A 26,231-nucleotide genomic window follows, 5' to 3' on the forward strand; every position below is an offset into this window, starting at 1 on the left:
CTTCGTGCGCACGCTCTTCGGGGGCGGGTGAGCACGCCAACCGCAGCCTGGAGTTCTTCGGTGGCAGGCTGGCGAACCGCTGTTCGTGCGTGCGCGTCGCGGCGTCACTGCCGCGCACCACGAGGACGACGGTCCCACCGCAGGCTGCCGGACCGGCCCACCACGTGGGCGCCGCGCACATGGGTGGGAGCCGTCGCCCCGGAGTAGGGCGAAAACACCCTAGGAACGGGACATTTGCGCTCGTAGGGTCGAAAGCATGGCTCCAGCGATGCAGCGCACAGCCCTGGTGACCGGAGCGGCCGGGGGAGTTGGACGAGCGGTCGTCGCCGAACTTCTAGGGAACGGCTACGCAGTCATCGCCGAAGACGTCGACCCGAGCGTCGAAGAGCTGGCGCAGCCAGGTGTCGTGATCCCGTTCGTTGCGGATGTCACCCGAGAGTCCTCAGCTCGGGAAGCCGTGCAGCTGGCGCGTGAGAACTTCAGCCAGCTCGACCTTCTGGTGAACAACGCAGGCCGCTATCTCAGCCGTCCGCTGCTCGAGACCACGGTCGCTGACTTCGACCGGCTCGTCTCGGTGAACGTCAAGGGCAGCTTCGTGCACGCTCGCGAATCGATCCTCGCGCTGCGTGAGACACGCGGCGCCATCGTGAACGTCGCATCGATGTCAGGCCTGATCGGCATGACCGGGCAAGCGGTCTACGCGATCACGAAGGGCGCGTTGGTGCAGTTCACCCGCCAGCTGGCGATCGAGCATGCGCCGGCGGGTATCCGAGTCAACGCGGTAGCGCCCGGAGCGATCGACACCCAGTTCGTTGCGAAGTCTCGCACCGAGAACCCGGATCCCGACCCCGAGGCCACGCGCGCGGCTCAGATCGCAAACCACCCGCTTGGCCGCATCTCGACGCCCGAAGAAGTCGCGCAGGCAATCGTCTGGCTGGCCCAGGCGCAAGCAATCACCGGCGCGATCCTCTCGGTCGACGGCGGATTCACGGCTCGCTGATGATCGACCAAGACGCGACATCGACGACGCCGACGGCATCAACACCGCCGCACCTCGCCGACGCCCTGCCCAGAGGTTTCAGCGATCTGATCGCCGGTGCAATCGATCTGCACGTTCACGGGCAGCCCGACCTCTCACGGGCTGTCGTCAACCGCGGCACTGACGCCGCGGTCGCGGCTCTCGCCCGGCAGTACGAAATCAACGGCTGGGTGCTCAAGTCTCACCTCTGGCCAACCATGGATCGAGCCGCCGCGCTTCAAGATCAGTTCGACCCGGAAGAATTCCGCGTCTTCGGCAGCATCACGCTCAACCCGCAGAATGGCGGCGTCTCACCGGCGGTCGTCGAACTCGCAGCGGCACATGGTGCCAAAGTGATCTTCTTCCCGACCTGGGGATCGGCTGCAGACGTCGAGCGTGGTGGGTACATCTCGACCCTGCTCGCTCGCGGATCCGCTCACTTCGACGACTACGCCAGATCCAATGCGATCAGTGTCACCGACTCGAACGGACGCTTGACGTCTGCGGCCGCCGACATCGTTCACGTCGCCGCCGCCCTCGGGCTCGTGATCGGCACCGGGCACCTGACCTTCGCCGAATCGAAGGCACTCGCCGAGGAGTGCAAGGAGAAGGACGTCCCCGTGTTCATCAACCATCCGCTGCACTACGCCGCCGACCCGGCAGAGCTGAAACAGTTCACCGAGTGTGGCGCCTACGTGGAGTTCGCCGCGGCACCGCTGCTGCATCCCGACAGCCACCACACGATCAAGCAGGTTTTCGCGGCTATCGAAGAAGTAGGTGCGGAGCACACCGTGCTGTCGACCGATGTGTTCTCGCGCTGGGTCCCGCCGGAACCCGAGATGCTCCGAATCTTCGCCGAGCAGCTCAAATATCTCGGCGCGAGCGCCGAGGAGCTCCGTCAGATGCTCGTGCGCAATCCGCGCCGAGTCTTGGGAATCGAGGTCGCACGATGAACCGTCGCCTTGAGCCGCGGCCACCGGAAACCCTCACGGTTGAGCAGCTCGAGTTCTACAACCTCTTCGCGACAGGGCCCCGGGCAGCGCCCGACGTGGCCTTCTCCCTACTGGACGCCGACGGGGCGCTCACCGGTCCGCCATCGGCCTGGCTGCTCGCGCCGCCGGTTGCGAATGCGCTCGAAAGGCTCGGGGCAGCGATCCGCTTCGGCCTCACGCTCACTGCACGCGAATGCGAAGCCGCAATCCTCACTGTCGCGTATAGCGAGGCTCAGCCCTTCGAGTTGCACGCCCACCTTCCCGCAGCGCGCAAAGCTGGCTGGACAGCCGACGACCTCGAAGACATCCGCGAGGGCCGCGACCCCGAGGGGGCCAGCGCGGGGGAGAGAGCGGCGCTCGCCGTAGCCCGCCGGCTCGTCGACGCGAGAACCCTCGATGACACCGAGTACGCGATCGCCCGCGACGAGCTGGGTGAGCGCCGCCTCTTCGAGCTCGTCACCCTTGTCGGCTACTACCGAATGATGGCTCTGCAGCTCAACGTCTTCGCCATCGATCCTCCCTCCGAATAGCGGGGAAATACCTGAAATCGACTCGTCCAGTAGTGGTCCGACGAGAGCCCGCACATAGTTTGTGAGTGTGCTCACGGCGAGCTGCGGTCCTGTCCAGGCCCGGCAGATTGCCGCAGAATCGCTCGCCGATCCACTGTCGGATCCCCCCGAGGAAGAGACCAAATGTCGCAGCCAACTTCTGCAGCGGTGTCGACGACCGACCCCGTCGTCCGTCGTCGCAGAGCCATCAGGGGAGCCTTCTGGGGCTTCCTGGTGGACTCGTTCGATATCTATCTGCCATCCGTGGCGCTGCTGCCGGCGATGATCTACTTCACCAAGGGGCTGTCGACCGAAACGACCGCACTGGTGACCGGGCTCACCTTTGCGTCCACGCTCATCGGACGACCAGTCGGCGCCATCCTGTTCGGCCTATTCGCCGACAAGCTGGGCCGCAAGCGCGTGGGAGCCATCGCGATCTACGGATTCTCGATCGTCACACTGATCATCGGGCTCCTTCCCGGCGCGGAGCAGATCGGTGGCGGGCTCGCTATCGGCATCCTGCTCGCCCTTCGCTTCATCGACGGGATCTTCCTGGGCGGCGAGTACACGGCAGCCACTCCGATGGCGATCGAATACGCCAAGACCAACCGTCGCGGCCTCGTCGGCGGCTTCGTGCAGAGCGCGTCGACCATCGGCTACTTTGCCATCTCCTTGGTGACGTTCGTCTCGCTCACCATCTCGCCTGCAGGCGAAATCGACTCCCCATACGTCCAATGGGGTTGGCGCATACCGTTTTTCGTCGGCGCGATCTTCGCATTCGTGGTGGCCCGCTTCCTGCGCAACAACGTTGAGGAGAGCGTCATCTGGGAGAACGCCAAGAAGTCGGAGAACCCTCTTCGCGAGATGCTCAGCGGCGAGAACCGCACGGCGTTCATCCAGGTGTTCCTGCTGATGACGGGTGTCTTCTTCATGGTCAACATGGTCGGGTCGGTGCTTCCGCAGCTGGTGCTCGCGCAAGACGGTTTCACCGGAACGACACTCACGGTCAGCCTCATCGTCGGAAACATCTTCATCCCGGCGGCGTACTGGGGTTCCGGACTGCTGAGCGACAAGGTCGGCAGACGTCCCGTGCTGATCGGCTGCGGAGCCCTGGTGGTTCTTGTCATGACGACGCTGTTCGCCGTGCTCGGCACGAATACCAACCTCGGACTGCCGTACGTGATCACGATCGTGTTCTTCCTCAACGCGGTGAACGCCGCGACCATCGGAACCCTGCCCTCCTACATCAACGAACGCTTCCCGACCTCGGTTCGCTCGTCGGGCTGGGGCATCGGCTACAGCCTGGCCGTGATCATCCCCGGCTTCTTCGCCTTCTACCAGCTCGGTTTGGCGCAGCTCATCCCAAGCGGTCTGACGGCTGCGGTGCTGGTCGCGGTCGGCGGGCTGCTGATCATCATCACGGTGGCGCTCTCGCCAGAGACCCGCGGAACGGATCTGAACACCGCATCGATGGCAACACTGCACTCGAAGGGTGCCGCGGGAATCGCGGCCCGAGCGGCCGCGGCAAGCAAGTCGAACTCGTGATTCCGAGCTACCGAGAACTGGTCGCCCGCTCCGACGCTCCCTCAGGTTCGTCCTGGGGAGTGTTCGGTGAGAGCGATCAGCTCGGCACGCTGAACTTCATCACGTCGGAGGTTTCCGCGCGGGCGGCTGGTTTGGTACGCGAAGGCCGCATCATCAACCTCGACTACCCGATCAACACCTTCGTTCCGAGCATTGCCGGCACTCGTCCGCCGACCGAGCACTACGTGTTCTCCAATAACCCGAACCATCGGGACGACTGGCTGGACAAGTTCTATCTGCAGTCCACCTCCCAGATCGACGGACTCCGCCATATGCGGCATCCTGTGGCCGGCTTCTACGGAGGCGTTGCGGATGACGCCGTAGCGGTCGGATCCCCTGATCTCGGAATCGGACTCGTCGCCGAGAACGGAGTCTTCGGCCGCGGCGTGCTGATCGACCTCCCCCGGTACTACGCCAGCATCGGTACCACGTTCGACAACAGCACGAACCACATGGTGACGCCTGAGGATCTGGTCGCGGCGGCTCGGCACCAGGACGTGGCATTCCACTCCGGTGACATCCTGCTCGTCAACACGGGGTGGGCAGCCGATTATCTCGCGCTCACCGATGACGGCCGCGCCCACCGCCGAGCCAACTGGGGATCCCCGGGGCTGATGCAGTCGGATGCGATGCTCGAGTTTCTTTGGGACAGCCAGTTCTCGATGGTGATCTCCGACAATGCCGGTCTCGAAGCCTTCCCGGTCAATCCGGACTCCGGATTCATCGACCCCGATGAGCCGCTTCCCTGCCGTGGGCCGAGCCACAACGGCATGATGCACCGCCAGCTGATCGCTCTGCTCGGCCTCTTCATCGGCGAGCTCTGGAAGCTCGACGAGCTCGTCGAAGCCTGTGCCGCAGACGGCCGCTACGAATTCCTGCTCACTGCCAAACCCCTGAACGTCATCGGTGGGGTCGGCTCCCCGCCGAACGCGATGGCAATCAAATGACGGCGACGCGCATGCCCCCCCAAAGCCATTCGAGAGGAACCACCAGATGAGTGCCGTAGACGACTTGCTCGTTGGGGCGATCGACCTCCACACCCATTCCGGCCCTTCGCCGATGCCGCGGCGCATCACACACGCCGAAGCTGCGAAGCAGGCGGCAGAGGCCGGCTTCCGCGCCATCGTCGTGAAGTGTCACTATCACGACACCGTCAACGACGTCCTGGCGATCGCGCCGCTGCTGGAAGACGTCAAGACCCAGGTCTTCGGCGGAGTCGCACTCAACAGTCCGGTGGGCGGACTCAACCCGCACGCTGCCGACCTGTCACTGAAGATGGGCGGCAAGATCGTCTGGTTCCCGACGATCTCGTCCACCATCCATCTGGACCACTCGTCGCACCACCCCGAAACCCAATGCCACTTCCAGCCTCTGGGCATCAGGCAGGCCGAGGAGGTGTCGGTATTCGGAGACGACGGCGAGCTCCGGCCCGAGGTCGAGGAGATCGTCGGCCTTGCCAAGCAGGCGGGCGCGCTCATCTCCACCGGGCACTTGGACACGAAGTCCGCCGCAGCCGTCGTGGGTGCCGCGCAGAGGATCGGGCATCGCCAGATCGTCGTCAGTCATCCGAACTACGTGTCCGACATCGATCGCCAGCATGCGCAGGCAATGGTTGCCGCAGGGGCAGTCATCGAGCACGAGATCGCCATGTACGACAACGACAAGATCTTCCCGGTGCAGACCTTGATCGACTGGATTTCGGCGATCGGCGCCGAGAACACGATCATCGGATCCGACCTCGGCCAGGTCGGGAATCAGCTCCCGATCGACGGGTACCGAAGCTTGCTCGGGCGCCTCCTCGACCTCGGCGTCACCGAGCGCGAGATCTCACTGATGATCCGCGAGAATCCAGCCCGCCTCATCGGGCTCGACTCGTGAGGGGTTTCGCGCGCGCACTCCGGGAGGCTGACCGCACTCTGATCGGAACGTGGGTGAAGATTCCGTCGCTCGAGACGGTCGAGATCCTGGCGCTGTCCGGATTCGATTACGTGGTCATCGACCAGGAGCATGCGCCGCTGTCGTTCGACTTCGTCTACTCGGCAACCGTGGTCGCGCAGGGGGCCGGAATGAACGTGCTGGTGCGCGTGCCCGACCGCAGCGGCAGCCACCTCCAGCGGCTTCTCGATGCGGGGGTCGACGGAATCCTTGTTCCTCGGGTCACGACTGCCGCCGAGGCCGCTCAATCGGTAGCGCAGATGACCTTCTCTCCGGCCGGTGAGCGCGGGATGGGCATCACGGCTCGGGCAGGGCAGTGGGGTGGCCTCTCGCGGGATGCCTACCTTGCCTCCGGGGATGACGTGTTGCGTGCTGTTCAGCTCGAGGATCGCGGGTCGCTCGAGGCGATCGCCGAGATCGTCGCGGTGCCGCATCTCAACGGGCTTTTCCTCGGCATGGGCGATCTGCAGCAGTCGAGCGGACTGGACGAGAAGGACCCGCAGATCCAGCGACTCGTCGCCAGCTTCCTCGAGCAGGCGCAGGCACACCGGATCCCGACGGGAACGGCGGTGCAGACCGCAGAACAGGCTGCCGCAGCTGCTGCCCGTGGGTTCTCGTTCGTCATGGTCAGCAATGACACCGGGCTGCTGCGCGCCGCGGCAGCCGGGCTCGTGGCCGAGACGCGCAGCCAGGTCGCCGAGCGCACCCAGCCGCAGCCCGCGTAGTCCGGCTCTCCTCGCGAACCTCCCTCAACGAACCGAAAGGATTCTCCCGTGCCCTACGAAAAGGACGATGTCCGAGCCAAATTGGCGAGCTCCGGGCCCACCGGGCCAACTGCCACCGCGTTCTCCGGGATGGAGTATGCCAAGTTCTACGAGACCGAGCCGCAGGAGACCGGCGACGGCTTCTCCACCTGGTACGCGCGTGGCCAGAACTTCGTGCTCAGCTACACCGATCTCGCGGGTGAGGTGAGTTTCGAGCGAATCGCGGAGCCAGAAGAGCATGTCGTCCTGCTACCCGACACCGCCACCCGCGCAGTCGTGACTGCCGGGGAAGAGACGGTTGACGCCTCGGGCAAGCGCCTGATGATCGTTCCGCCCGGTGACAGCACAGTGACGGTCACCGGCACCGGTCGCGTGGTTCGCCTGGTGCGTTCGACCGCTGCGGATCTGGTGGCGCTCGCCGCCAACTCAGACTCATACGAGACCGCTCACGAGAACATCCCCGCGTTCGAACGCTGGCCGAATCCGCCGGAGGGCTTCAAGATCCGGTCGTACGACCTGAACGTCCCGACCCTGGCGGGATCGAACTTTCGGCTCTTCCGCTGCACCACGTTCATGGTCAACTTCATCGAGCCGGCCGACGGTCCGCGTGACCTGCACAAGCTTTCGCCCCACTTCCACGACGACTTCGAGCAGTGCTCCCTCGTGCTGAATGGCGCATACGTTCATCACGTCCGCTGGCCCTGGACCACCGATCGCAGCGTCTGGCGTGACGACCAGCACGAGTTCTGCGGCGCCCCATCCGTCGCGGTCATCCCGCCCCCCAGCGTGCACACGAGCGAGGCAGTCGGCACCGAGATCAACCATCTGGTCGATATCTTCAGCCCGCCCCGACTCGATTTTTCGAACATGGATGGCTGGGTGCTGAACGCTGCCGACTACCCGATGCCCGTGCCGGTCGCCGAACCCGTCGCTGGGGCAGCTGCTGTATGAGCGGCCGTTCCAAGAGACCGTTCCGGGTTGCGATCATCGGATCCGGATTCGGCGGCATCGCCACCGCCGTGAAGCTGAAGAAGGGCACGTCCGCTTCGTTCGTGATCTTCGAGCAAGCCGCCGGGGTGGGGGGCACATGGTTCGAGAACCGTTATCCGGGTTGCGAAGTCGACATTCCGTCGCACGCCTACTCGTTCTCGTTCCTCAAATACGACTGGGCGCGCACGCACGCGACTCAGCCCGAGCTGTTGAAGTACGCCGAACACGTAGTGGACACGTTCGAGCTGCGTCCGCACGTGCGACTGAACACCCGGGTCACGAAGGCCGAATGGGACGACGGCCGCCAGGTCTATGACGTCTATACGGATCTCGGTGAGAAGCACGAGTTCGACGCCGTCGTCTCGGCGGTCGGTCTGCTGAGCGTGCCGCGCTTCCCCGACTGGCCAGGACTCGACGAGTTCTCGGGTGTCTCGTTCCACACGTCGCGCTGGGAGCCTGACCACGATCTGACGGGCAAGACCGTGGCGATCGTCGGCACGGGATCCACTGCGGCCCAGGTCGTTCCGGCCCTCGCCCCGAATGTCGGCAAGCTGCTCGTGTATCAGCGTGAGCCTGGCTGGGTGGAGCCGAAGACCGAGCGCGCGTTCACCCCGCGTGAGCGTGCGTTCTACAAGCACGTCCCGTTTGCGCAGCGGATCCACCGCCTGTACCTGTTTGCGCAGGGCATCCGGCGGTTCAAAGCGAACGACGCCACCAGCAAGAAGCAGAAGCAGATGCGCGCGATGTGCGAGGCGTACATCAAGTCGGCGATCAAGGATCCGGCGATCCAAGAGGCCGTGACGCCCGACTATCCGTGGGGCTGCAAGCGGCCGGTGATCGCGTCGACGTATTACCCGACGTTCAACCGGTCGAACGTGGAGCTGGTTCCGCACGCTGTTGTTCGCGCGACACCGGGCGGGTTGGTGGATGCGACCGGGACCGAGCGCGACATCGACGTGCTAGTGATGAGCACGGGATTCCAGCCTACGAGATTCTTGGCGAACATCGAGATCGTCGGCCGCAAAGGCACGCGGCTGCACGATGTTTGGGCGCATCGCGCATCCGCGTTCCTGGGTGTGACAGTGCCGAATTTCCCGAACTTCTTCGTGCTGTACGGGCCGAACACCAACGGTGGGATGTCGATCATCGCCCAGCTGGAGCGACAGGCCGAGATCGCGGTCAGCTCGATTGCGCGGCTGCAGAAGGACGGCCTGCGCGCGGTGGACACCGACGCTTCGGCCGCTCGCGGCTACGTGCGATGGATCGACAAGCAGCTCGCGACGCACGCGTCAGCGATGAACTCGGGGTGCAACAACTACTTCCACACGGCCAGTGGCGACAACGTGACGCAGTGGCCGCGCACCCACTTCGTCTACTTCGTGCTGACGCGCATCCTGCGGCGTCGCGGCCTGCGCTTCTCCTGAGGTCGCCGGCAGTCACGCTGGTGGAGTCGCTGCCCGACCCTCGATCGGCGTGCTTACGCCAACCGCACCGCAACCTCCCCAGCCGCACCCTCCGCCGCCGGAAACCTCAGCCGAGTCCGGCCATCATGCCCCGGAATCACAACCGCTCCCGTCTTGGCCGCGAGCGCGCGGATCAACGCGAATCCCGCCTTCATCTCCTCGAGATCGGTAAAGGCGAAGAACGGCCAGTCCAGCTCGAACTGCTCGTAGAAGTGCGCGGCATCGGACGCGAGCAGAAAGGGTCCCGCCGCCGAGTCCACCACGGTCAACAGCTCGCCCGGGGAGTGCCCGCTCACGGGATGGACGGTCACGCCCCGGTGCACCTCGGTCGGTTCCTGCACCAGAACCAGCCGTCCTTCTGCCTCGGCCACCTTGATCGCGGCAAGGTGATGTTCAGACGCCAGGCTGCCCTCGAGTTGTCCCGCATCCCATAGTCCGAACCAGTATTCGCGCTCGGCGCTCCCCGCGACGATGGTCGCATCGGGGAACAGTCCGACATAGCCGATGTGGTCGTAGTGGAAATGCGAGGTGATGACCATGCTGACGTCGGCTGGGTCGATGCCAAGCAGCTTCAGGCCTTCCGGTGGCGACATCACGTGGACTTCGTCGTGCGTGTTGCGCTCGTGCAGCGGGTAGCCAGTGTCGAAGAGGATCACGTCGCTGCCGGAGCGGATCACCCAAAAGCTGTAATCCATCTCGAGGTCGTCGTCCGGTAACCCGTACTGCGCGTAGTCATGGAACGCGTAGCTCTTCTTCAGTACCCGCTTCGCGTAGCGCACCTGCCAGAGGTGAATGGCAGGATGCTCAGCCACGGCCTGCGCTGCTGGACTCGACGACGTACTCGGAGTCAGCTTCCAGTTGCCTCCAGAGGAACTCGGCGATTTCGGTGCGGCACTCCTTCGCCTCATCCATTTCGGGATCGCTGAGGAACGCGTGCCACATTCCCTCCCAAACGAGCAGCTCGGTTCGTGCACCGCTTCGACGGAGCTTCCAGTAGAGGCGCACGCAGTTGCTGAGGAAGAGGTCACTAGTCCCGCAAGTGATGATGCTCGGCGGGAAGCTCGCGTCATAGTCTGCGTAGATCGGCGAGACCAGCGGGTCGTCGTATGGGGCGACCCCTGCGTAGGCTGCGGCCGCCTCATCGAGTTGGCCGTTCCAGCGGATGATCGGGTCGCGGCCCTCGTTGCTCTCGTAGGTGTCGCCGATCGGGGCGAGATCCGACCATGGCGTGACGAGTGCGAGTGCGTGGGGTAGCGGTGCGCCGGTCGCCTGGAGACGTTGGACCAGGCTGAGCGCGAGGGACCCGCCGGCCGAAACTCCAACGACGACCACCTCGGGTCCGAATCGCTCGACGATCGCTAGGTAGGCATCGACGCACTCGCCGATCGCCTGGGGAAAGACGGCTTCCGGGCTCAACGAATAGTCGATCGAGTGCACCGGCAGGCCGAGCGCATCCGCGAGCAGAACGCCAGTGGCGTCGGCGGGTGCGCCGAGAATGTATGCGCCGCCGTGGATGTAGATGACGTGCCGATCACCAGCATCGGGTCTGAGCGACTTCGGATTGAGGATCACGACTCTCGCCAGGGACTCCGTGACCGAATCCGCGGTCGGGGCGGCGACCAGGAGCTCCCGCGTCAGTCTGTCGATCAGCGTCGCCGAATCTGCGACACGGGCGGCGCGGACGGCGTGAGCGGCCGCGAGAGTTATCGGGGCGGCTTTGGCGTAGGGGAGCTGGGCGGAGTCCGGTGCCATCAGGTCAGCTAACTGCGCCGCGTCCACCCGTTTCTAGCGTGGAACCACGCTATTCAGCGCCTCCGCAACCCGCTTCTGCCTGCTCCCGATATTGTCGGACGAAGGTACAATTGCGCGGCGAGCAGTCGAGGTTCGGTCGCTTGCCGAAGGCCGAAGGCCTTCAGAAGACCTTCATGGAGCTCAATGTCGAGTGACACGTTTTCTCTTCGCGACCTGATCGCGGCTGAGCGTACGAGTTTCATCGGGCGCAAAGCTGAGACGGTCGCTGCGCGCAAAGCGCTGGTCGACGCACGCCTCCTCACGCTCACCGGCGCTGCCGGAGCGGGCAAGAGTCGCCTTGCCCGAAAGACGATCTCCGACATCCAGAAGACCGGCAGCGTTCGGGTATTCGCGCTGGATTTCGCTGAGCTCGCGCCCGAAGAGGTAGCCGATCGCACGCTGGCCGCCGCGTGGATCGCTGCGGTTCGAGACAGCGGCAACGCTGTCGTGCTGGTCGACAACGCCGACTCGCATGCCGACTCGCACGCCGACGATGCCCGCATCATCATCGACGGGATTCTCGATGGAGCCCCGGAGGCGCGGGTGATCGCGACCTGTCGCCATGCGCTCGCGATCGCCGGTGAAGCGTTGCTCGAGGTCGCCCCCTTCACTGTTGATTCCGATGTCGCCGCTCACGAATCTCCTGCCGAAGCGGACTGCGTCAAGCTCTTCGCAGATCGCGCGCGATTAGCCGTTCCGACCTTCGCGCTCTCGGACGGCAATGCCGGCCAAGTTCTCGAGATCTGCGCTCAACTGGATGGGCTTCCGGCAGCGATCGAGGTTGCAGCCTCTGCGCTTCGGATCATTCCGCTGGACCGCATCCGTGCCGCCCTGATCGGTGCCGACCCGATCGTCGACTTCGTGCCTGCGGCTCGCGCGCTCGCTGAATCCGTCGATGCAGAGTTCGCGCGTCGAACCCCGGCGGAGCGGCACCTGCTCGCTGTCGCTGCCGGTATGGCCGACAACTTCGCGATGGAGTGCCTGACGGATCTTCGGTTCATCGACCTTGGGCTCGCCGAGCGCACCGAGGCGTTCTTCGGATTGGTCGATCATTCGCTGTTCCTGCGCGCACCGAATGATGAAGGCAGGTTCCGCATCCTGCGCTCGGTGCGTCGTCGCGGGCTCGAGGAGTTGGCGGCGACAGATGCAGTCGGCGCCTTCGGGGCCGGGCTTGAGAAGCATCTCGTCGACCTGCTCACCAACGCCGCAGAGAAGTGGACCGGTCCACAGCAGCAAGCGGTCATCCGCCATTTGCGCTGGCACCGGCGCGACATTTCCAAGCTGCTCGAGACGTTGGCTGCCAGCTCGGACCGTTCAGGCGACGCAATCACGTTGATTGCTGGGCTCCGTCGGTACTGGCTCGTCGCGGGTCAGGTCGATCAGGCTCAGAAGTGGCTCGAGACCGCGATCGAGAACCATCCGATCCGTGACGTGCTGGTGGCGAGGGCACTGTGGGTGCGCGCCTACCTCGTGATCATGTCGGCCGATCAGACGCTGGCATCCGCACTGCTGCTCGAGAGCGTCTCCCTCAGTGAGCATTTGGATGAGCCGTCCGAACTATTCTCGGCAAAGTTCATCCAGGCGATGATCGGGGTGAGTCGCTTCGAGATCGATGCCGCTGAGCAGGATCTGCTTTCCGTCGTCGAGCACACGAAACAGCAGGGGAGTGCGTCGGATCTCGGCGAGCAGTATTACTTCCTGGTGCTGATCAGCCTGCTGCGTGGCGACCACATTCAGGCCGAACTGCTGTTCCAGGAGAGCATTCAGAGTCTTCGGGTGCTGGGGGACACGTGGGGCATGGCGAATGCGATGCTGGTGCTGGCGATTTCGCTGCTGCACCGCGGGCAGGAGCAGCGCGCCGCAGAGCTGGCGAAGGACTGTCTCGCCGTCCTCGACGGCCTTGGCGATGAGACCGGTCTCCCGACGTGCCTGAAGCTGCTGGCAACGGTGGCATTCCGGCAGGGGGATGCGGTGAAGGCGGCGACCCTGCTGGCTGCGGCGCAGCAGCTGAGTTCGACTCGCACCATGGTCCGAAACGCGATCAGCGCGGAGACCGATTTGGGTCTTCGGAAGGTACTCGGTAATCGCGAGTACTACCGGATCACCGCCAAGGGGCGGCGGCTGGGGCACTCAGAGCTGATGGCGCTGGCCATGGGAGAGAGCGGTAGTGCGGGTGAAGTTGCCCTCACGCGCCGGGAACTTGAGATCGCGCAGAAGCTCGTCGAGGGTATGAGCAACTCGCAGATTGCTGCCGCGCTCGTCGTTTCGCCGCGAACCGTCGAGGGGCACATCCAGCGCATCTTGTCGAAGCTGCAGTTCCGTTCCCGTTCGCAGATCGCCGTCTGGATGGCGAAGCACCACGAGAAGAACCGTCCGCGTCCCCTCCGCGCGATCGTCTAACCCACCCGGGATTGGCTGTGTCAGTTCCGGTCGCCGAACGCGCTGGACCCTCCATGTGGATGACGGCTGGGTCTGAGATCCAACGCCGTGCTTCCTCTCTACCCGCTGCGACGAAGTCCCGACGAGTAGTACCCGCCGCGAAGAAGGAGTGCCGCCGGTTCTCCCAACACGACGCTGACCAAGAAGATCATCGCGCGTCGGAACTCCACTCCGTGCCATCGTGTTCCGCTCGACGTAGAGGGAAGCCCCTCGCTCACTGACAGGTGGTGAGCCAACTCGTGCAACACGGTGCTCTCGCGACCAAAGGCCCTGTCCTTCATGGGAATCGCCACTGTCGCGGTCGAAGGCTCGTAGTGCGCCTTGCTCTGCCCACGGCGTTCTCGTACGTAGACCGGACCGGCGTTCGGGTACTTCTCGCGAATGGAGTCCGATGCCAGGACCCCGTCGACGTACCTCTGTACGGATGGTATGTCGGCGAATCGCTTCTGCATCGGAACGTCCATGAGTGAACCGTGGAAGTCCACGAGTCCGCCCCTGTCGAGGATTGCAGACCACTGGTGTTCTGCCCCGTAGACTGCTGATGCGCTCACTTCCGACGCCCGAGCTGCCGTTGGACGGCCTTGTCGGCGTCGTGCCATCCGATGAGCCAATTCAAAGCGAAGCGGTCCATAGCTCCCCGTTGGAGGTGCACCGCTCGAACTTAACACCCCGTATGTCCACAGAAGTGGGTGCTCCATCTGGCCGTGCCGAGCCGCCGCACGGCAGCGAGTTCGTCACCTGTTTCGGCGATCTGGCTGGCGCCGTCATGGGTTTGGAGGCCGCGCCCGTGCTGCGCGTGGTCTATGCGAGGGTGCGCTAGGCCGACGCGGCTAACGTGGTACGGGTGACTGATCCTGATCCGCGGGCCCTCGACGCCAAGTTCGACGAGCTGTTGAATACCGAGGACGACGTTCTCCTGGCGACCAGGGCTGCCGCCGACGCTGCGGGCATGCCCCAGATCGAGGTATCCGCCCAGCACGCCAAGTTGCTCTCCCTGCTGGCGACGATCACCCGGGCGACGCGCGTACTCGAGATCGGCACACTGGCCGGATACAGCACCATCTGCCTGGCCCGCGGCGTGGCCCCCAACGGGCACGTGACGACGCTCGAATACGAACCCAGGCACGCCGAGGTGGCCAGGAAGAACCTCGCGGCGGCCGGAGTCGACGCCCGAGTCGACGTCATCGTCGGCGCGGCCCTGGACACCCTGCCCAAACTGGCCGAGCGCGGCGAGCGCTTCGACCTGTTCTTCATCGACGCCGACAAGGAGAACAACGTCGCGTACGTGCAGTGGGCGATCGACCTGGCGACGCCCGGCGCGTTGATCGTGGTCGACAACGTCGCCCGGTCCGGACGCGTGCTGGACCCGGCACCCGACGATCGGCAGGCCCGCGCCGTCCACGACATGTTCGTGATGATGGGCGACCACCCCCGGTTGGACACCGCGGCGATTCAGACAGTCGGCAGAAAGGGCTGGGACGGGTTCGCGGTCGCGCGGGTGACGTGACCTCGCACCGGGTACGTGCCGAGTATGTGGACGGTGAGCAGACGTATTCGGGCCTCTCCTGAGGCGACCTGGGACGTGCTGACGGATCTGGACGCCTGGCCCAAGTGGGGGTTGACGGTCAGTCGCGCGGAGGCCGACGGCGCCGTCCTGACGCTCGGTACGACGGGCAAGGTGTGGACGCCGGTGGGGGTGGCGCTGCCGTTCACGATCACCGAGTTCGTCCCAGGCCGGTCGTGGGGGTGGCAGGTCGCGGGGATTCCTGCGACCCGCCACGGAACCGACCCCGACGGCGACGGCTGCCGCGTGTGGATGAGCGCACCGATTTGGGCGCCCGCCTACCTGCCGGTGTTGGCGTTGGCGTTGCGTCGGATCGACGAGATCGCCTGCGCTCGAATCTAGTCGGTGGAATCCAGGCCCGACGCGTAGCTCTCCTTGACGACCGCCAGATGCGTCCAGCTGTCCAGGGCGCGCACCCCTGGCAGGGCGCGCACCGCGTCGAGCAGCTCGACCAACTGTCCTGCCGAGAACGCGCGCACGGTCACCAGGACGTCGAACCTGCCGAGCGTGCGAGCCAGGAAGATCACCGATGGCATCGTGGACAGCGCCGCCACGACCTCGCGGTGATCGCCTGCCAGCCCGATGCCGAAGCCCATGGCGCTCTGCCGGTCCTGGCCCGAATGCCGGACGACGGCGCCGACTCGGACCACGCTCGATTCGATCAGCCGCACCACCCGGCGGCGTGCGCCCGCTGGTGACAATCCGACTGCCGCCGCCAAGTCGACGTAAGAGGCGCGGCCGTCGTTCTGCAGTTCGACCAGTAGCGCGCGATCGGTGGCGTCCACGCTCGTCTCGACGTCGCCGACCGGTCCGACGACGTCGCGCACCACCTCGACGTAGCTGAGCGTGTCGACGCCCGACACCCCCGGCAGGGCCCGCAGCTGGGAGACCGCCGTGTCGATGCCGCGCGCCGACGACGCCCGTACCTCCGCGACCAACCCGTACGGGCCGCTGGTCAGGGAGAGGAAGGGGACGTCGTCGCGCTGTGCGACCGTCGCCGCGACCGGCGCGGCTGGTCCGTGGACGACGACGCTGACGTGGGCCAGCACGCCGCGCCCGAGCACCGCGGGATGCACGGCGCCGCGGATCACGAGCTGTCCGGTGGAGAGCAGTCTCTGCACCCGGGCCGCGGCGGCGGATCGCGACAGGCCGACGGTGCGGGCGATCTCCCGGTGCGTCAGCCGACCGTCGACTTCCAGAAGCTCGACGATCGCCTCATCGGTCTCGTCCATCGCGGTCAGCCCACTTTCGGGAAATTGGTCCGAAGATTTTTCACACTAGTTCGATAGGCAGATCGACAGTAATGAGGGGGATTGAAGCCAATTCTGATGTGATCGACCTGACGGCGCCAGCACATCGTGTTTGGAAACCTGGTCGTAACGATTGAACTGCTTGCGATGCAGGTGAGGCGGCCTTAGCGTGATCCGCACCACACGACCGACAGGACCGAAATGGCCGCCACCGACGCCTCCGCGCTCGCCCCTCCGCCCAAGGTCACCGATGTCGAAGCGCACGGCGTCGAACAGATCCCCGACGCCGAGCGCACCGCGGGTCCGCTTGACCTCTTCCGGCTGGTCTTCGGCGGGGCCAACACCATCGCGACCGTCGTGTTGGGTAGCTTCCCGATCATCTTCGGCCTGTCCTTCCGCGATGCGCTGCTGGCCACCCTGCTGGGCCTGATCCTCGGCGCGGCGATCCTGGCGCCGATGGCCTTGTTCGGGCCGCGAAACGGCACCAACAATGCCGTGTCGTCGTCTGCGCACCTTGGAGTGCACGGCCGGGTGGTCGGATCGTTCCTGTCGCTCTTGACCGCGGTGGCGTTCTTCTCGATCTCGGTCTGGACGTCCGGTGACGTGCTGGTCGGCGGCGCGACCCGCGCGTTGGGGGGAGCCGCTGACGCCGCCCCGAACGACGTGGCGGTCGGCGCCGCATACGGAGTCTTCGCGCTGCTGGTGCTCGTGGTGTGCATCTACGGGTTCCGATTCATGTTGCTGGTCAACAAGATCGCCGTCATCGCCGCCACGGTGTTGTTCCTGCTGGGCATCGTCGCCTTCGGGGGTGTCTTCGACCCGGGCTACGCAGGCATCTTCGGCCAGGACGCCGACGCCGCCACCAACGCGCTGTACTGGCCGTCGTTCGTCGGTGCCGCGCTGATCGTCATGTCGAACCCGGTGAGCTTCGGTGCCTTCCTTGGGGATTGGGCCCGTTACATCCCACGCGAGACGCCGGCGTGGAAGTCGATGTCGGCGGCCTTCCTGGCCCAGATCGCCACGCTGGTGCCGTTCCTGTTCGGTCTGGTCACCGCGGCGGTGGTGGCCACCAACGCGCCGGACTTCATCGCCGAAGGCAACTACGTGGGCGGCCTGCTCGCCGTGTCGCCAGGCTGGTACTTCGTGCCGGTGTGCCTCATCGCACTCATCGGCGGCATGTCGACGGGCACCACCGCGCTGTACGGCACCGGCCTCGACTTCTCTAGCGTGTTCCCGCGCTTCAACCGGGTACAGGCCACCGTGTTCATCGGTCTCATCGCCATCGCGTTCATCTTCGTCGGACGCTTCGCCTTCAATGTGGTGCAAAGCATTTCGACGTTCGCGGTGCTCATCGTCACCTGCACGGCGCCGTGGATGGTCGTAATGATGATCGGGTGGGCGGTTCGCCGCGGCTGGTACGACTCGGACTCGCTGCAGGTGTTCAACCGCAGACAGCGCGGCGGCAGGTACTGGTTCAGGCACGGCTGGAACTGGCGCGGGCTCGGCGCCTGGCTGGTGTCGGCGGCGCTGTCGATCTGCTTCGTCAACGTGCCCGACCAGTTCGTCGGTCCGCTGGGCAATTTGGCGAACGGCATCGACCTGTCGATTCCGGTGGGCCTCGGCCTGGCGGCCCTGCTCTACCCGGCACTGCTGTTCCTCTTCCCCGAACCGGCCGACGCGTTCGGCCCCGAAGGGCCGCGCTTCGTCCCCGAGGGACCCGCGGCCGGAATCCCGATCACGTCCGTGGACAACGTTGCAACGCAGGAGGTTTCCGCATGAGTGCCCCCATCGGCCCGATCGATGCGTCGAAGACACCGAGGTTCGCGGGGCCGGCGTCGTTCGCCCGCATGCCCCGCCTCGACCAGGTGCCGCGCGCCGACATCGCCGTCGTCGGCGTCCCGTTCGACTCAGGAGTGTCGTACCGGCCGGGCGCACGATTCGGACCGACGTACGTCCGGGAGGCGTCGCGGCTGCTGCGGCCGTACCACCCGGCCCTGGACGTGTCTCCGTTCGAGATCGCTCAAGTCGCCGACGCCGGCGACATCGCGGTGAACCCGTTCAACATCCACGAGGCCATCGAGACCATCGAGGCCGCGGCCGTCGACCTGACCAAGGACGGCACCCGCCTGGTCACCATTGGCGGCGACCACACCATCGCACTGCCCTTGCTGCGGGCCGCTGCGGCGAAGCACGGTCCCGTCGCACTGGTGCACTTCGACGCGCACCTCGACACCTGGGATACGTACTTCGGCGCCGAGTACACGCACGGCACGCCCTTCCGCCGCGCCGTCGAGGAGGGCATCCTCGATACCGAGGCGCTGTCGCACGTCGGCACGCGCGGACCGCTGTACGGGAAGAAGGACCTCGAGGACGACCGCCGGTTCGGCTTCGGCATCGTCACCTCGTCCGACGTCTACTACCAGGGCGTGCGTGAGGTGGTCGACAGGCTGCGGCAGCGGCTCGGCAACCGGCCGGTGTACGTGTCGATCGACATCGACGTACTCGACCCTGCGCACGCGCCGGGCACCGGAACGCCGGAGGCGGGCGGAATGACCAGCCGCGAGTTGCTCGAGATCCTGCGGGGCTTCCGCGGCATCAACCTGATCGGGGCCGACGTAGTCGAGGTCGCGCCCGCCTACGATCACGCCGAGATCACCGGTGTCGCCGCGTCGCACGTCGCCTACGACCTGGTGTCGCTGCTGGCACAGGGGGCGAGCGAAGCGAGGGGGAACGGGGCACAGGGGGCGAGCGAAGCGAGGGGGAACGGGGTGCAGCGGCAAGAGGAGCGTTCGACGTGACCAGAAACGGCGGCGACGTCGTTGTCGAAACCCTGGCTGCACTGGGTGTTTCGCATGTCTTCGGCATACCCGGCCAACACGCGCTCGGGCTGTTCGACGCGATCCGGCGCAGCGATCTCACCTTCGTAAGTTCGCGCGTGGAGAACAACTCGGCGTTTGGTGCCGACGGATATGCCAGGGCGACAGGCGAAGTCGGCGTGTTGTTCCTATCCACCGGGCCGGGAGCATTGACGGCCCTCGGTGCCCTTCAGGAGGCGTACGCGACGGGGGTGCCGCTATTGGTCATCACCAGTCAGGTGCCGCGCGACGGTCTCGGCCTGCGGCGCGGCATGCTGCATCAGCTCGACGACCAGCAGCGCAGCGCCATCAACGTCACCAAGAGCACGGCGGTCGTGCATCGCGCTGCCGAGATCCCCACCCTGCTTGCCGACGCGTGGGCACTCGCTCAATCGGCACCTGCCGGACCGACGTGGGTGGAGATTCCGCAGGACGTGCTGCTGGAGTCGGCGGAGGGGGCGAGCGAAGCGACGCGGAACGGTTGGGTGCCACCGGTGACGTCGGTGGTCGCGCCGGTCGCGGAGCGTCCCGCACGCGCTGAACTGGTCGACGCGGCAGCCGAATTTCTCAGCGCCGCCGAGCGGCCCGTGATTCTGGCCGGAGGCGGTGTCCGCCGGTCGGCCGGCGGTCCCGAGGCCCTGGTCGCGCTCGCCGAACTGCTTGACGCCCCGGTGGTCTCGACTGTCGGGGGCAAGGGCGCGATCCGGTTCGACCACCCGCTGTCGGCCGCGTCGTGGATCGAGGATCGCCACACCACGGCGCTCCTGGAGGACGCGGACGTCCTCCTGGCGGTCGGCACCGCGATGGGAGAGGTGACGAGCAACTACTTCACGTTCGCGCCGAAGGGCCAGCTCATCCACGTCGACGCGGAGCCGCGGGTGCTCGAAGCCAACCACCCCGGTCTCGGCATTCACGCCGACGCCGGGCAGGCGCTGCGCGCGATCGCCGCGAAGGTGACGCGCCGTGACGGCACCGACGGCCCTGGTGTTGCTCGCCGATTGCGGAAGGCCGTCGAGGACCGACTGGCGGGCCAGGACGTCGCGACGGAGCTGACCCTGATGCGCGACCTGCGCGAAGCAATTCCCTCTGCGACCCAGACGTTCTGGGACATGACGATCGCCGCATACTGGGCATGGTCGGCATGGGACTCCCGCGACGGCGCGTTCCACTCCGCGCAGGGGTCGGGTGGGCTGGGTTTCGCATACCCGGCCGCCGTTGCTGCCGCGATCGGTTCTGGCGAGCGCACTTTCGCGGTGTCCGGAGATGGCGGCGCGATGTACTCGATCGCCGAACTCGCCACCGCGCGTCAGCACGACGCCGACGTCACGTGGCTGATCGTCGACGACGGCGGCTACGGCATTCTGCGCGAGTACATGACCGATGCGTTCGGCCGGGCCACGGCCACCGAGCTTACCCGGCCCGACTTCGTAGCACTGGCAGCCAGTTTCGGCGTCCCCGCCCACCTGGCGACGCTCGACAATGTCGGAGAGATCGTCGCCGACACGTTCCGCACCGCAGGGCCGGCCGTCGTGGTCCTGCCCGCGTTGCTGAAGATGTTCGCTCCCACCCACCTCTAGTCAGACCCATCCTAGGAGGCCCACCATGGGCAAGCCACTCGACATCGTCATCATCGTCGTCTATCTCGCGGCGATGCTCGCGTTCGGATTCTGGGGCAAGACCAGAACCAAGGACTCGGCGGACTTTCTCGTAGCGGGACGGAGACTCGGCCCGGCGCTGTACACCGGCACGATGGCAGCCGTCGTGCTCGGCGGTGCGTCGACCGTCGGCGGTGTCGGTCTCGGCTACAAGTACGGCATCTCGGGGATGTGGCTGGTGGTGGCGATCGCCATCGGCCTGCTGGCGCTGAGCCTGTTCTTCGCCGGACGCATCCAGCGGTTGAAGGTGTACACCGTGGCGCAGATGCTGAAGCTGCGCTATGGCGTCGACGCCACGTCGGCATCCGGGATCGTCATGGCGGCATACACGTTGATGCTGTCGGTGACGTCGACCATCGCCTACGCGACCGTCTTCAACGTGCTGTTCGGCACCAACCGCACGGTGTCGGTGATCATCGGCGGCGCGATCGTGATGCTGTACTCGTCGATCGGTGGCATGTGGTCGATCACGCTGACCGACATGGTCCAGTTCATCTTGAAGACGGTCGGCATCTTCTTCCTGTTGTTGCCGTTCACGTGGAATCGGGCGGGCGGATTCGACGGCATCCGGGAGCGCGCGGGCGACGCGGTGTTCGATCTCGGTGGCATCGGGACGTCGACGATCATCACGTTCTTCGTGGTCTACAGCTTCGGAATGCTGATCGGACAGGACATCTGGCAGCGTGTGTTCACCGCACGGTCGCCGGGTGTGGCGAAGTGGGGTGGCACGACGGCCGCGGTGTACTGCGTGCTGTACGGCGTGGCGGGTGCGGTGATCGGGATGGCGGCGTCGACGTTCCTGCCCGAGGTCGAGGCGTCCGACGACGTCTACGCGCAGATCGCCGAGACGATCCTGCCCGTCGGCATCAGCGGTATCGTGCTGGCGGCCGCGGTGGCGGCGATGATGTCGACCGCGTCGGGCGCGCTGATCGCGACCGCGACGGTGGCGAAGACCGACGTGAAGCCGTTGCTGCTGAGGCTGATTGGACGGTCTGCTACCGCGGAGAAGCAGACCGCCGAGCGTGACGTGCACTCCGATCGGATCTACGTCGTGGTCCTCGGGGTGGTGGTCATCATCATTGCGGCACTGCTCAACGATGTGGTGGCCGCGCTGACGATCGCCTATGACATCCTGGTCGGCGGCCTGCTGGTGGCGATCCTCGGTGGCTTCGTCTGGAAGCGCGCGACCGGCCTCGGTGCGCTGTGGTCGATGGCGGTGGGCACCGTGGTCACGCTTGGGACGATGGTCGTCGTCGGCGACGTGCTCGCCAACGAGCCGATCTATTACGGGCTCGGCGCCAGCCTTGTCGTCTACGTGGTCGTCAGCCTGCTGACGCCGCGGACGTCGCCAGAGGTGCTGCAGGTGTGGGAGGGACGGTTGGCGGGCAAGGAGGAGGCGGGGGTCAGCGCCGGGTAACGCACGGACGACGCACCATGAATTCTCCTCTCGGGGCGTTGAATACGACCATCGCGGCGGACCAACTGCATCTGTCACGGCTGCCGATCGAACGCTTCACATCGACAAGCGGTCCGCGGTCCTTCGTCGACGTTTCCGCGATTGCCAGAACGCGATCACGCCGCCAAGTGCGAGACCTGCGACGGCAGCGGTGAGTACCGATGTCTTCGTGTCCGCTCCCGCAGGAGCAGCCGGTTGGGGCGCTGCTGGTGCGGTGCTGGTTGCGGCGGGCGACGAGGGCGAGGGCGCGGAAGGCTCATCGAGAACGCCGGCGATGGTGAAACCGAAGGAGCCGGTCACGGGGTGGCCGTCCGCTGAAACCACTCGGTAGCCGACGGTGTACTCGCCGTTGCCGGGACGGTCTGCCGCGACGCTGGCGGTGAGGCGCGATCCTTCCACGCGCGGTGAGCCGGAGACCCAGTTCCGACCGTCAGCGCTGCTGACGACGATGTGGGCGAACGACGGGTTGATGTCCTCGGTGAAGGTCAACACGATGGCGTCCGGCGACCCCGTCACGGTCGCATCCTTGGCTGGGTCGGAGCTGGCGAGGCCCGTGTGCGCCGTGGCGATCCCACCGCCGGAAGACCAGAGGATCAGCGCTCCCAGACAGATCATGGCAGTGCGTAGGTTTGTGTTCACGATCCTCTTTTCGGTTCGCGCCCACGTGGCACTTCGCGGCGCACACCCGAGTGTATGTTTTCGGACAGCCGCGTGTGGGGGAGGCCGTCCCTCGAACTCACTCGTCACGATCGTCTACTAAGTCACTACATACTAAGGCATTCAGTAGGTAGGAATACGCCGGATCGCCTCCGCAAGGGTGCTTTTGGCCCGTGGGGGGCGGGCTCGGGAGGGTCGTGCGGTCGCGCAATGCCACCGCAGGCGTGGACATCGAGGACCGTTACTCGTAATCTTTCCGTGACCTACGTACCTAGACCATAGATGTCCCTGCCGCTGTGAGGATCTGTGCTTTGAGAATGGAACGTCGTGCCGCGGTGGGTCGATCGGCTATCGGCCTCTTGTCGGCAATCGTCGTCGTCGTGACGCTTGGCGACTCGGCAGGCATTGGCCGGGCTGACCCAGCATCGGACGCGCTGGCCCGCATGACGGAGCTGTCACGCGAAGCCGAGCAAACGACCGAGGCCATCTACTCCGCTGAACTCGATTTGGAAGCCAAGTTGGCACAACAGCGCGGTGCCGAGGATCGCCAGCGCATGGCGTCCGCGACGTCGATCGCCGCCCAAGCCGATCTGGCGAAGTACCAGGGCGCGGTGAACGAGGTGGCGGCCGCGTCCTACATGGGCGGGTCGACCAGCGGCATCAGCGCCGCGTTGAATGCCGAGTCCCCCCAGCGACTGCTGGAGGAACTGTCGCTGAACCAGCTCATGGCCACCCAGATGTCAGACCGCATGGCGGGGTTCCGTGCCGCGTCGACCCGCGCCGCCACCGCCGCTCGCGCAGCGGAGTCGTCGGCGCTGGCTGCACGGACGGCCACGGAGCAGGCGTCTGGCGTCCGCGCAGGCCTGCAATCGAAACAGAGTCGACTGCGCCTCCAGATCGCCGACGTGGAGGCGCTATATCGGACATTGACGCCGGATCAGCGTGCGGCACTGGCAGATCCGGGCCCGGTGTCACCCGAGCAGCCAGGGCCACCGGCGGGCGACACCGCCATCGTGGCGATGCCCGAGCCGCCGCGGCCGGAAGCGGTCGCGGCGCCGCCAGGTTCGCCGGACGGCGCGGCAGTCGTGCAAGCGGCAATGACCCGGGTGGGCGCGCCGTATTCGTGGGGTGCGACGGGTCCGGATGCCTTCGACTGCTCAGGCCTCATCAAATGGTCGTTCTTGCAGAGCGGTAAGTCGCTTCCGCGGTCGAGTCAAGCCTTGGCGGCAGGCGGGCAACCCGTCGCGATGCCCGACCTGCAGCCTGGCGACGTCGTCACCTTCTACTCCGACGCCTCGCACGCCGGCATCTACATCGGCGACGGGAACATGGTGCACGCCTCGACGTACGGCACTCCGGTGAAGGTGGCGCCGATCTCGTCGGCTCCGATCTACAACGCCCGGCGCTACTAACCGGTGGTTACGGCGTTGCCCGCCTTCCACTGATCCCAGGGGATGTTCCAGTCGCCGAGACCATCGGTGCCCGACAGCGTGGGGCCCACGGTGTTGAGGACCTCGACGATGTCGCCACGTTTGGTGTTGTCGTAGAACCACTTCCCGTTCTCAGTGCTGGCGTTGAGGCAGCCGTGGCTGACGTTGGAGCGCCCCTGGCTTCCGACCGACCAGGGGGCGGCGTGGACGTAGATTCCGCTGTAGGACATCTGGGTGGCCCAGTTGACCTCGGTGCGATAGCCGTCCGGTGAGTTCACCGGAACGCCATAGGTCGAGGAGTCCATGACCAGGAACGAGTACCGATCACCAATGATGTAGGTACCCCGGTCGGTTGGGCTGGAGTTCTTGCCCATGGAGATCGGCATGGTCTTCACGACGTCTCCGTTGACGCGAACGGTCATCGTCTTGGTGGTGTCGTCGGCGATGGCGATTACCTCGTCGCCGATGGTGAATCGGTTGGTGATGTCGTCCTGGCCGAACAGGCCGTCGCCCAGATCAACGCCGTAGGTGTTGACCTGCACTTCGACCGAGGTGCCGGGCTTCCAGTATTGCGCTGGCCGCCAACGGACTTCCCGATTGCTGAGCCAGTAGAAGGCACCTTCGACGGGAGGGTTCGTCGTGATCTTTATGGCGCGTTGCGCGGCGAGCCGGTCGGAGATGTCCTCGTCGAAACGCACGGCGACGGGCTGCCCGACGCCCACGACCTCTCCGTCGTTGGGGAGCGCGTAGGGCATCGTGAGATTCTGCGGCGAGTGGGTTGCGAAGGTGGCCGTGGTCTTGGTCCTCCCGCCGAGTCCCAACGCCTCGGCATTGAGCGTGTACTGCCGGTTGTACCCCAGCGGCTCCGCCGATCGCCACGTCACGCCGTCGGGACTCAGTTCCCCAGCGACGACGCGGCCCTCCTCGTTGACCAGGGTCACCGCGCCCAACACCCCGGCGCCGGCGGTCACGGTGATCGGCGACTCGACGGGAACCCCGATCGCACCGTCGGTAACCGACGCCTGCAGCTTTGGCACCAGCAGATCGCCGTAGGGCGTGCCCTTGTCGGTGATCTCGGCATTGGGCAGCTGCTGCGCCGCCGAGGACGAATCGGTGCTGCACGAGACGAGCCCAAGGGCGAGTGCGGCGATGCCGACGAGCAGCACGGTCGTCCACCACAGGCCTCGACGCCGTCGTGCCACGGAATCGATCGGCCTCATCGATGCCACTCCGTCCGTAGCCCAAGAATTGTCACCCCCACATCTTACGTATCATCTACGTAGACGAGAGTGCGAGCAGTGCCGCAGGGCGATCGTGGATCAGACGGGTGCTGACTGCCCATGACGGCACGGACGCCTCGGCCGAGAGCGCGATGGGTGACGCACCTGGCTACGTACGTAGTGGCATAGTAGATTGAGGCCATGAGGAGCGCCCTTGACGTGTCCTGTCGGGGACCTCGGTCGAGTTGGGGCTCACCCGAGCGTGCGCCGCGCGGAGCGCGAAGGGCTAGCCGGTTGATCGCGACGGCATTGTTGGTGGCGCTCGCGTTGGCCGCGGCGGTGTTGTGGACGGCCGACCCGTCGGTCGGCCACCCATCGGGAATGGTTGGCGTAGAGCGTCGTTAGTGTCCGCAGCATCGTTTCCTGAATGATCCAAGCTCGTCGGCAGGAAATCGTGTCTGCTACGCGAAGCAGATCAAGGCGCCTGATAGCGACAGGGCGACGATCGCCAACGGTGTCGCGGCCATTGCGGCCACTGCTCCGCTCAGCGTGGCCCGAGTCTGGATCTTGGCTAGGCCCCTTTGCGGATCCGTCAGGCGCTCGGCGCGGACGAGCACGGC

Annotated in this window: 24 protein-coding genes; 18 read left to right on the forward strand and 6 right to left on the reverse strand. The window is 65.8% G+C overall.

Annotated features, from left to right (window positions below; translation table 11 throughout):
* The first annotated feature begins 256 nt into the window (after positions 1–256).
* The 9 genes from ABW137_RS07930 (at position 257) to ABW137_RS07970 (ending at position 9,255) form a co-directional block, all read left to right on the forward strand.
* A complete protein-coding gene (locus tag ABW137_RS07930; RefSeq protein WP_526398608.1) occupies positions 257–1,000 on the forward strand; it encodes an SDR family NAD(P)-dependent oxidoreductase in 744 nt (247 codons plus the stop codon).
* Positions 1,000–1,971: a DUF6282 family protein gene (locus tag ABW137_RS07935; protein WP_526398610.1), complete on the forward strand. Its 972-nt coding sequence runs from the start codon at positions 1,000–1,002 to the stop codon at positions 1,969–1,971. Before ABW137_RS07930 ends, ABW137_RS07935 begins: the two co-directional genes overlap by 1 nt.
* On the forward strand, positions 1,968–2,540 hold the full coding sequence (locus ABW137_RS07940) for a carboxymuconolactone decarboxylase family protein (RefSeq protein WP_526398612.1): 573 nt from the start codon (positions 1,968–1,970) through the stop codon (positions 2,538–2,540). The genes ABW137_RS07935 and ABW137_RS07940 overlap by 4 nt, the downstream gene beginning before the upstream one ends.
* A gap of 162 nt (positions 2,541–2,702) precedes the next feature.
* Positions 2,703–4,103: an MFS transporter gene (locus tag ABW137_RS07945; protein ID WP_526398614.1), complete on the forward strand. Its 1,401-nt coding sequence runs from the start codon at positions 2,703–2,705 to the stop codon at positions 4,101–4,103.
* Complete coding sequence (locus ABW137_RS07950; RefSeq protein ID WP_526398616.1) at positions 4,100–5,089, forward strand: cyclase family protein; 990 nt, start codon at positions 4,100–4,102, stop codon at positions 5,087–5,089. Before ABW137_RS07945 ends, ABW137_RS07950 begins: the two co-directional genes overlap by 4 nt.
* 46 nt (positions 5,090–5,135) lie before the next feature.
* A complete protein-coding gene (locus tag ABW137_RS07955) occupies positions 5,136–6,020 on the forward strand; it encodes a DUF6282 family protein (RefSeq protein WP_526398618.1) in 885 nt (294 codons plus the stop codon).
* 53 nt (positions 6,021–6,073) lie between these two features.
* The gene (locus ABW137_RS07960; RefSeq protein WP_526398620.1) at positions 6,074–6,802 is read left to right on the forward strand and encodes an HpcH/HpaI aldolase family protein; all 729 of its coding nucleotides are present in this window, start codon (positions 6,074–6,076) and stop codon (positions 6,800–6,802) included.
* A 48-nt stretch (positions 6,803–6,850) separates the two neighbouring features.
* Positions 6,851–7,792 (forward strand): cupin domain-containing protein, encoded by a 942-nt coding sequence (locus ABW137_RS07965; protein ID WP_526398622.1) that lies wholly within the window; start codon positions 6,851–6,853, stop codon positions 7,790–7,792.
* Positions 7,789–9,255, forward strand: a complete 1,467-nt coding sequence (locus ABW137_RS07970; RefSeq protein ID WP_526398624.1) for a flavin-containing monooxygenase — start codon at positions 7,789–7,791, stop codon at positions 9,253–9,255. Before ABW137_RS07965 ends, ABW137_RS07970 begins: the two co-directional genes overlap by 4 nt.
* A gap of 53 nt (positions 9,256–9,308) precedes the next feature.
* On the opposite strand, the gene ABW137_RS07975 is transcribed toward ABW137_RS07970, so the two are convergent.
* Positions 9,309–10,106, reverse strand: coding sequence for an N-acyl homoserine lactonase family protein (locus ABW137_RS07975; RefSeq protein ID WP_526398626.1), 798 nt, complete (start codon positions 10,104–10,106; stop codon positions 9,309–9,311).
* Positions 10,099–11,046, reverse strand: coding sequence for an alpha/beta hydrolase (locus ABW137_RS07980; RefSeq protein ID WP_526398628.1), 948 nt, complete (start codon positions 11,044–11,046; stop codon positions 10,099–10,101). The genes ABW137_RS07975 and ABW137_RS07980 overlap by 8 nt, the downstream gene beginning before the upstream one ends.
* Before the next feature lie 183 nt (positions 11,047–11,229).
* Between ABW137_RS07980 and ABW137_RS07985 the strand changes: the two genes are divergently transcribed.
* Positions 11,230–13,485: a LuxR C-terminal-related transcriptional regulator gene (locus tag ABW137_RS07985; protein WP_526398630.1), complete on the forward strand. Its 2,256-nt coding sequence runs from the start codon at positions 11,230–11,232 to the stop codon at positions 13,483–13,485.
* Between the two features lie 98 nt (positions 13,486–13,583).
* Here ABW137_RS07985 and ABW137_RS07990 read toward each other — a convergent pair whose 3' ends face one another.
* Positions 13,584–14,123 carry a TIGR04338 family metallohydrolase gene (locus tag ABW137_RS07990; RefSeq protein WP_526398632.1) on the reverse strand — a complete coding sequence of 180 codons (540 nt, stop codon included), beginning with the start codon at positions 14,121–14,123 and terminating at the stop codon, positions 13,584–13,586.
* Between the two features lie 74 nt (positions 14,124–14,197).
* On the opposite strand from ABW137_RS07990, the gene ABW137_RS07995 reads away from it, so the two are divergent.
* From ABW137_RS07995 to ABW137_RS08005, 3 genes are read left to right on the forward strand one after another with little or no spacing between them, the layout of a single operon-like run.
* Positions 14,198–14,344 (forward strand): hypothetical protein, encoded by a 147-nt coding sequence (locus ABW137_RS07995; RefSeq protein WP_526398634.1) that lies wholly within the window; start codon positions 14,198–14,200, stop codon positions 14,342–14,344.
* Positions 14,345–14,368: 24 nt separating this feature from the next.
* Positions 14,369–15,031 carry an O-methyltransferase gene (locus tag ABW137_RS08000; RefSeq protein WP_526398636.1) on the forward strand — a complete coding sequence of 221 codons (663 nt, stop codon included), beginning with the start codon at positions 14,369–14,371 and terminating at the stop codon, positions 15,029–15,031.
* A 24-nt stretch (positions 15,032–15,055) separates the two neighbouring features.
* Positions 15,056–15,430: an SRPBCC family protein gene (locus ABW137_RS08005; protein WP_526398638.1), complete on the forward strand. Its 375-nt coding sequence runs from the start codon at positions 15,056–15,058 to the stop codon at positions 15,428–15,430.
* On the opposite strand, the gene ABW137_RS08010 is transcribed toward ABW137_RS08005, so the two are convergent.
* Positions 15,427–16,320: an Lrp/AsnC family transcriptional regulator gene (locus tag ABW137_RS08010; protein WP_526398640.1), complete on the reverse strand. Its 894-nt coding sequence runs from the start codon at positions 16,318–16,320 to the stop codon at positions 15,427–15,429. The genes ABW137_RS08005 and ABW137_RS08010 overlap by 4 nt on opposite strands.
* A 219-nt stretch (positions 16,321–16,539) precedes the next feature.
* Here ABW137_RS08010 and ABW137_RS08015 point away from each other — a divergent pair, with 219 nt between their 5' ends.
* The 4 genes from ABW137_RS08015 to ABW137_RS08030 are packed head-to-tail and all read left to right on the forward strand — an operon-like array spanning position 16,540 to position 22,265.
* Positions 16,540–18,117 (forward strand): purine-cytosine permease family protein, encoded by a 1,578-nt coding sequence (locus ABW137_RS08015; protein ID WP_526398642.1) that lies wholly within the window; start codon positions 16,540–16,542, stop codon positions 18,115–18,117.
* Positions 18,114–19,136, forward strand: coding sequence for an agmatinase (gene speB / locus ABW137_RS08020; RefSeq protein WP_526398644.1), 1,023 nt, complete (start codon positions 18,114–18,116; stop codon positions 19,134–19,136). Before ABW137_RS08015 ends, speB begins: the two co-directional genes overlap by 4 nt.
* On the forward strand, positions 19,133–20,770 hold the full coding sequence (locus ABW137_RS08025; RefSeq protein ID WP_526398646.1) for a thiamine pyrophosphate-binding protein: 1,638 nt from the start codon (positions 19,133–19,135) through the stop codon (positions 20,768–20,770). The genes speB and ABW137_RS08025 overlap by 4 nt, the downstream gene beginning before the upstream one ends.
* Before the next feature lie 25 nt (positions 20,771–20,795).
* Positions 20,796–22,265 (forward strand): sodium:solute symporter family protein, encoded by a 1,470-nt coding sequence (locus ABW137_RS08030; protein WP_526398648.1) that lies wholly within the window; start codon positions 20,796–20,798, stop codon positions 22,263–22,265.
* A gap of 96 nt (positions 22,266–22,361) precedes the next feature.
* Here the strand turns inward: ABW137_RS08030 and ABW137_RS08035 are convergent, their stop codons facing one another.
* A complete protein-coding gene (locus tag ABW137_RS08035; RefSeq protein ID WP_526398650.1) occupies positions 22,362–22,943 on the reverse strand; it encodes a copper resistance CopC family protein in 582 nt (193 codons plus the stop codon).
* Positions 22,944–23,278: 335 nt separating this feature from the next.
* Between ABW137_RS08035 and ripC the strand changes: the two genes are divergently transcribed.
* Positions 23,279–24,373 carry a peptidoglycan hydrolase RipC gene (ripC, locus tag ABW137_RS08040; protein ID WP_526398651.1) on the forward strand — a complete coding sequence of 365 codons (1,095 nt, stop codon included), beginning with the start codon at positions 23,279–23,281 and terminating at the stop codon, positions 24,371–24,373.
* On the opposite strand, the gene ABW137_RS08045 is transcribed toward ripC, so the two are convergent.
* The gene (locus tag ABW137_RS08045) at positions 24,370–25,611 is read right to left on the reverse strand and encodes an Ig-like domain-containing protein (RefSeq protein ID WP_526398653.1); all 1,242 of its coding nucleotides are present in this window, start codon (positions 25,609–25,611) and stop codon (positions 24,370–24,372) included. The genes ripC and ABW137_RS08045 overlap by 4 nt on opposite strands.
* Positions 25,612–26,231: the final 620 nt, after the last annotated feature.

Origin of the sequence: Mycobacterium sp. (genome assembly GCF_040509115.1) — a bacterium.
GTDB lineage: Bacteria > Actinomycetota > Actinomycetes > Mycobacteriales > Mycobacteriaceae > Mycobacterium.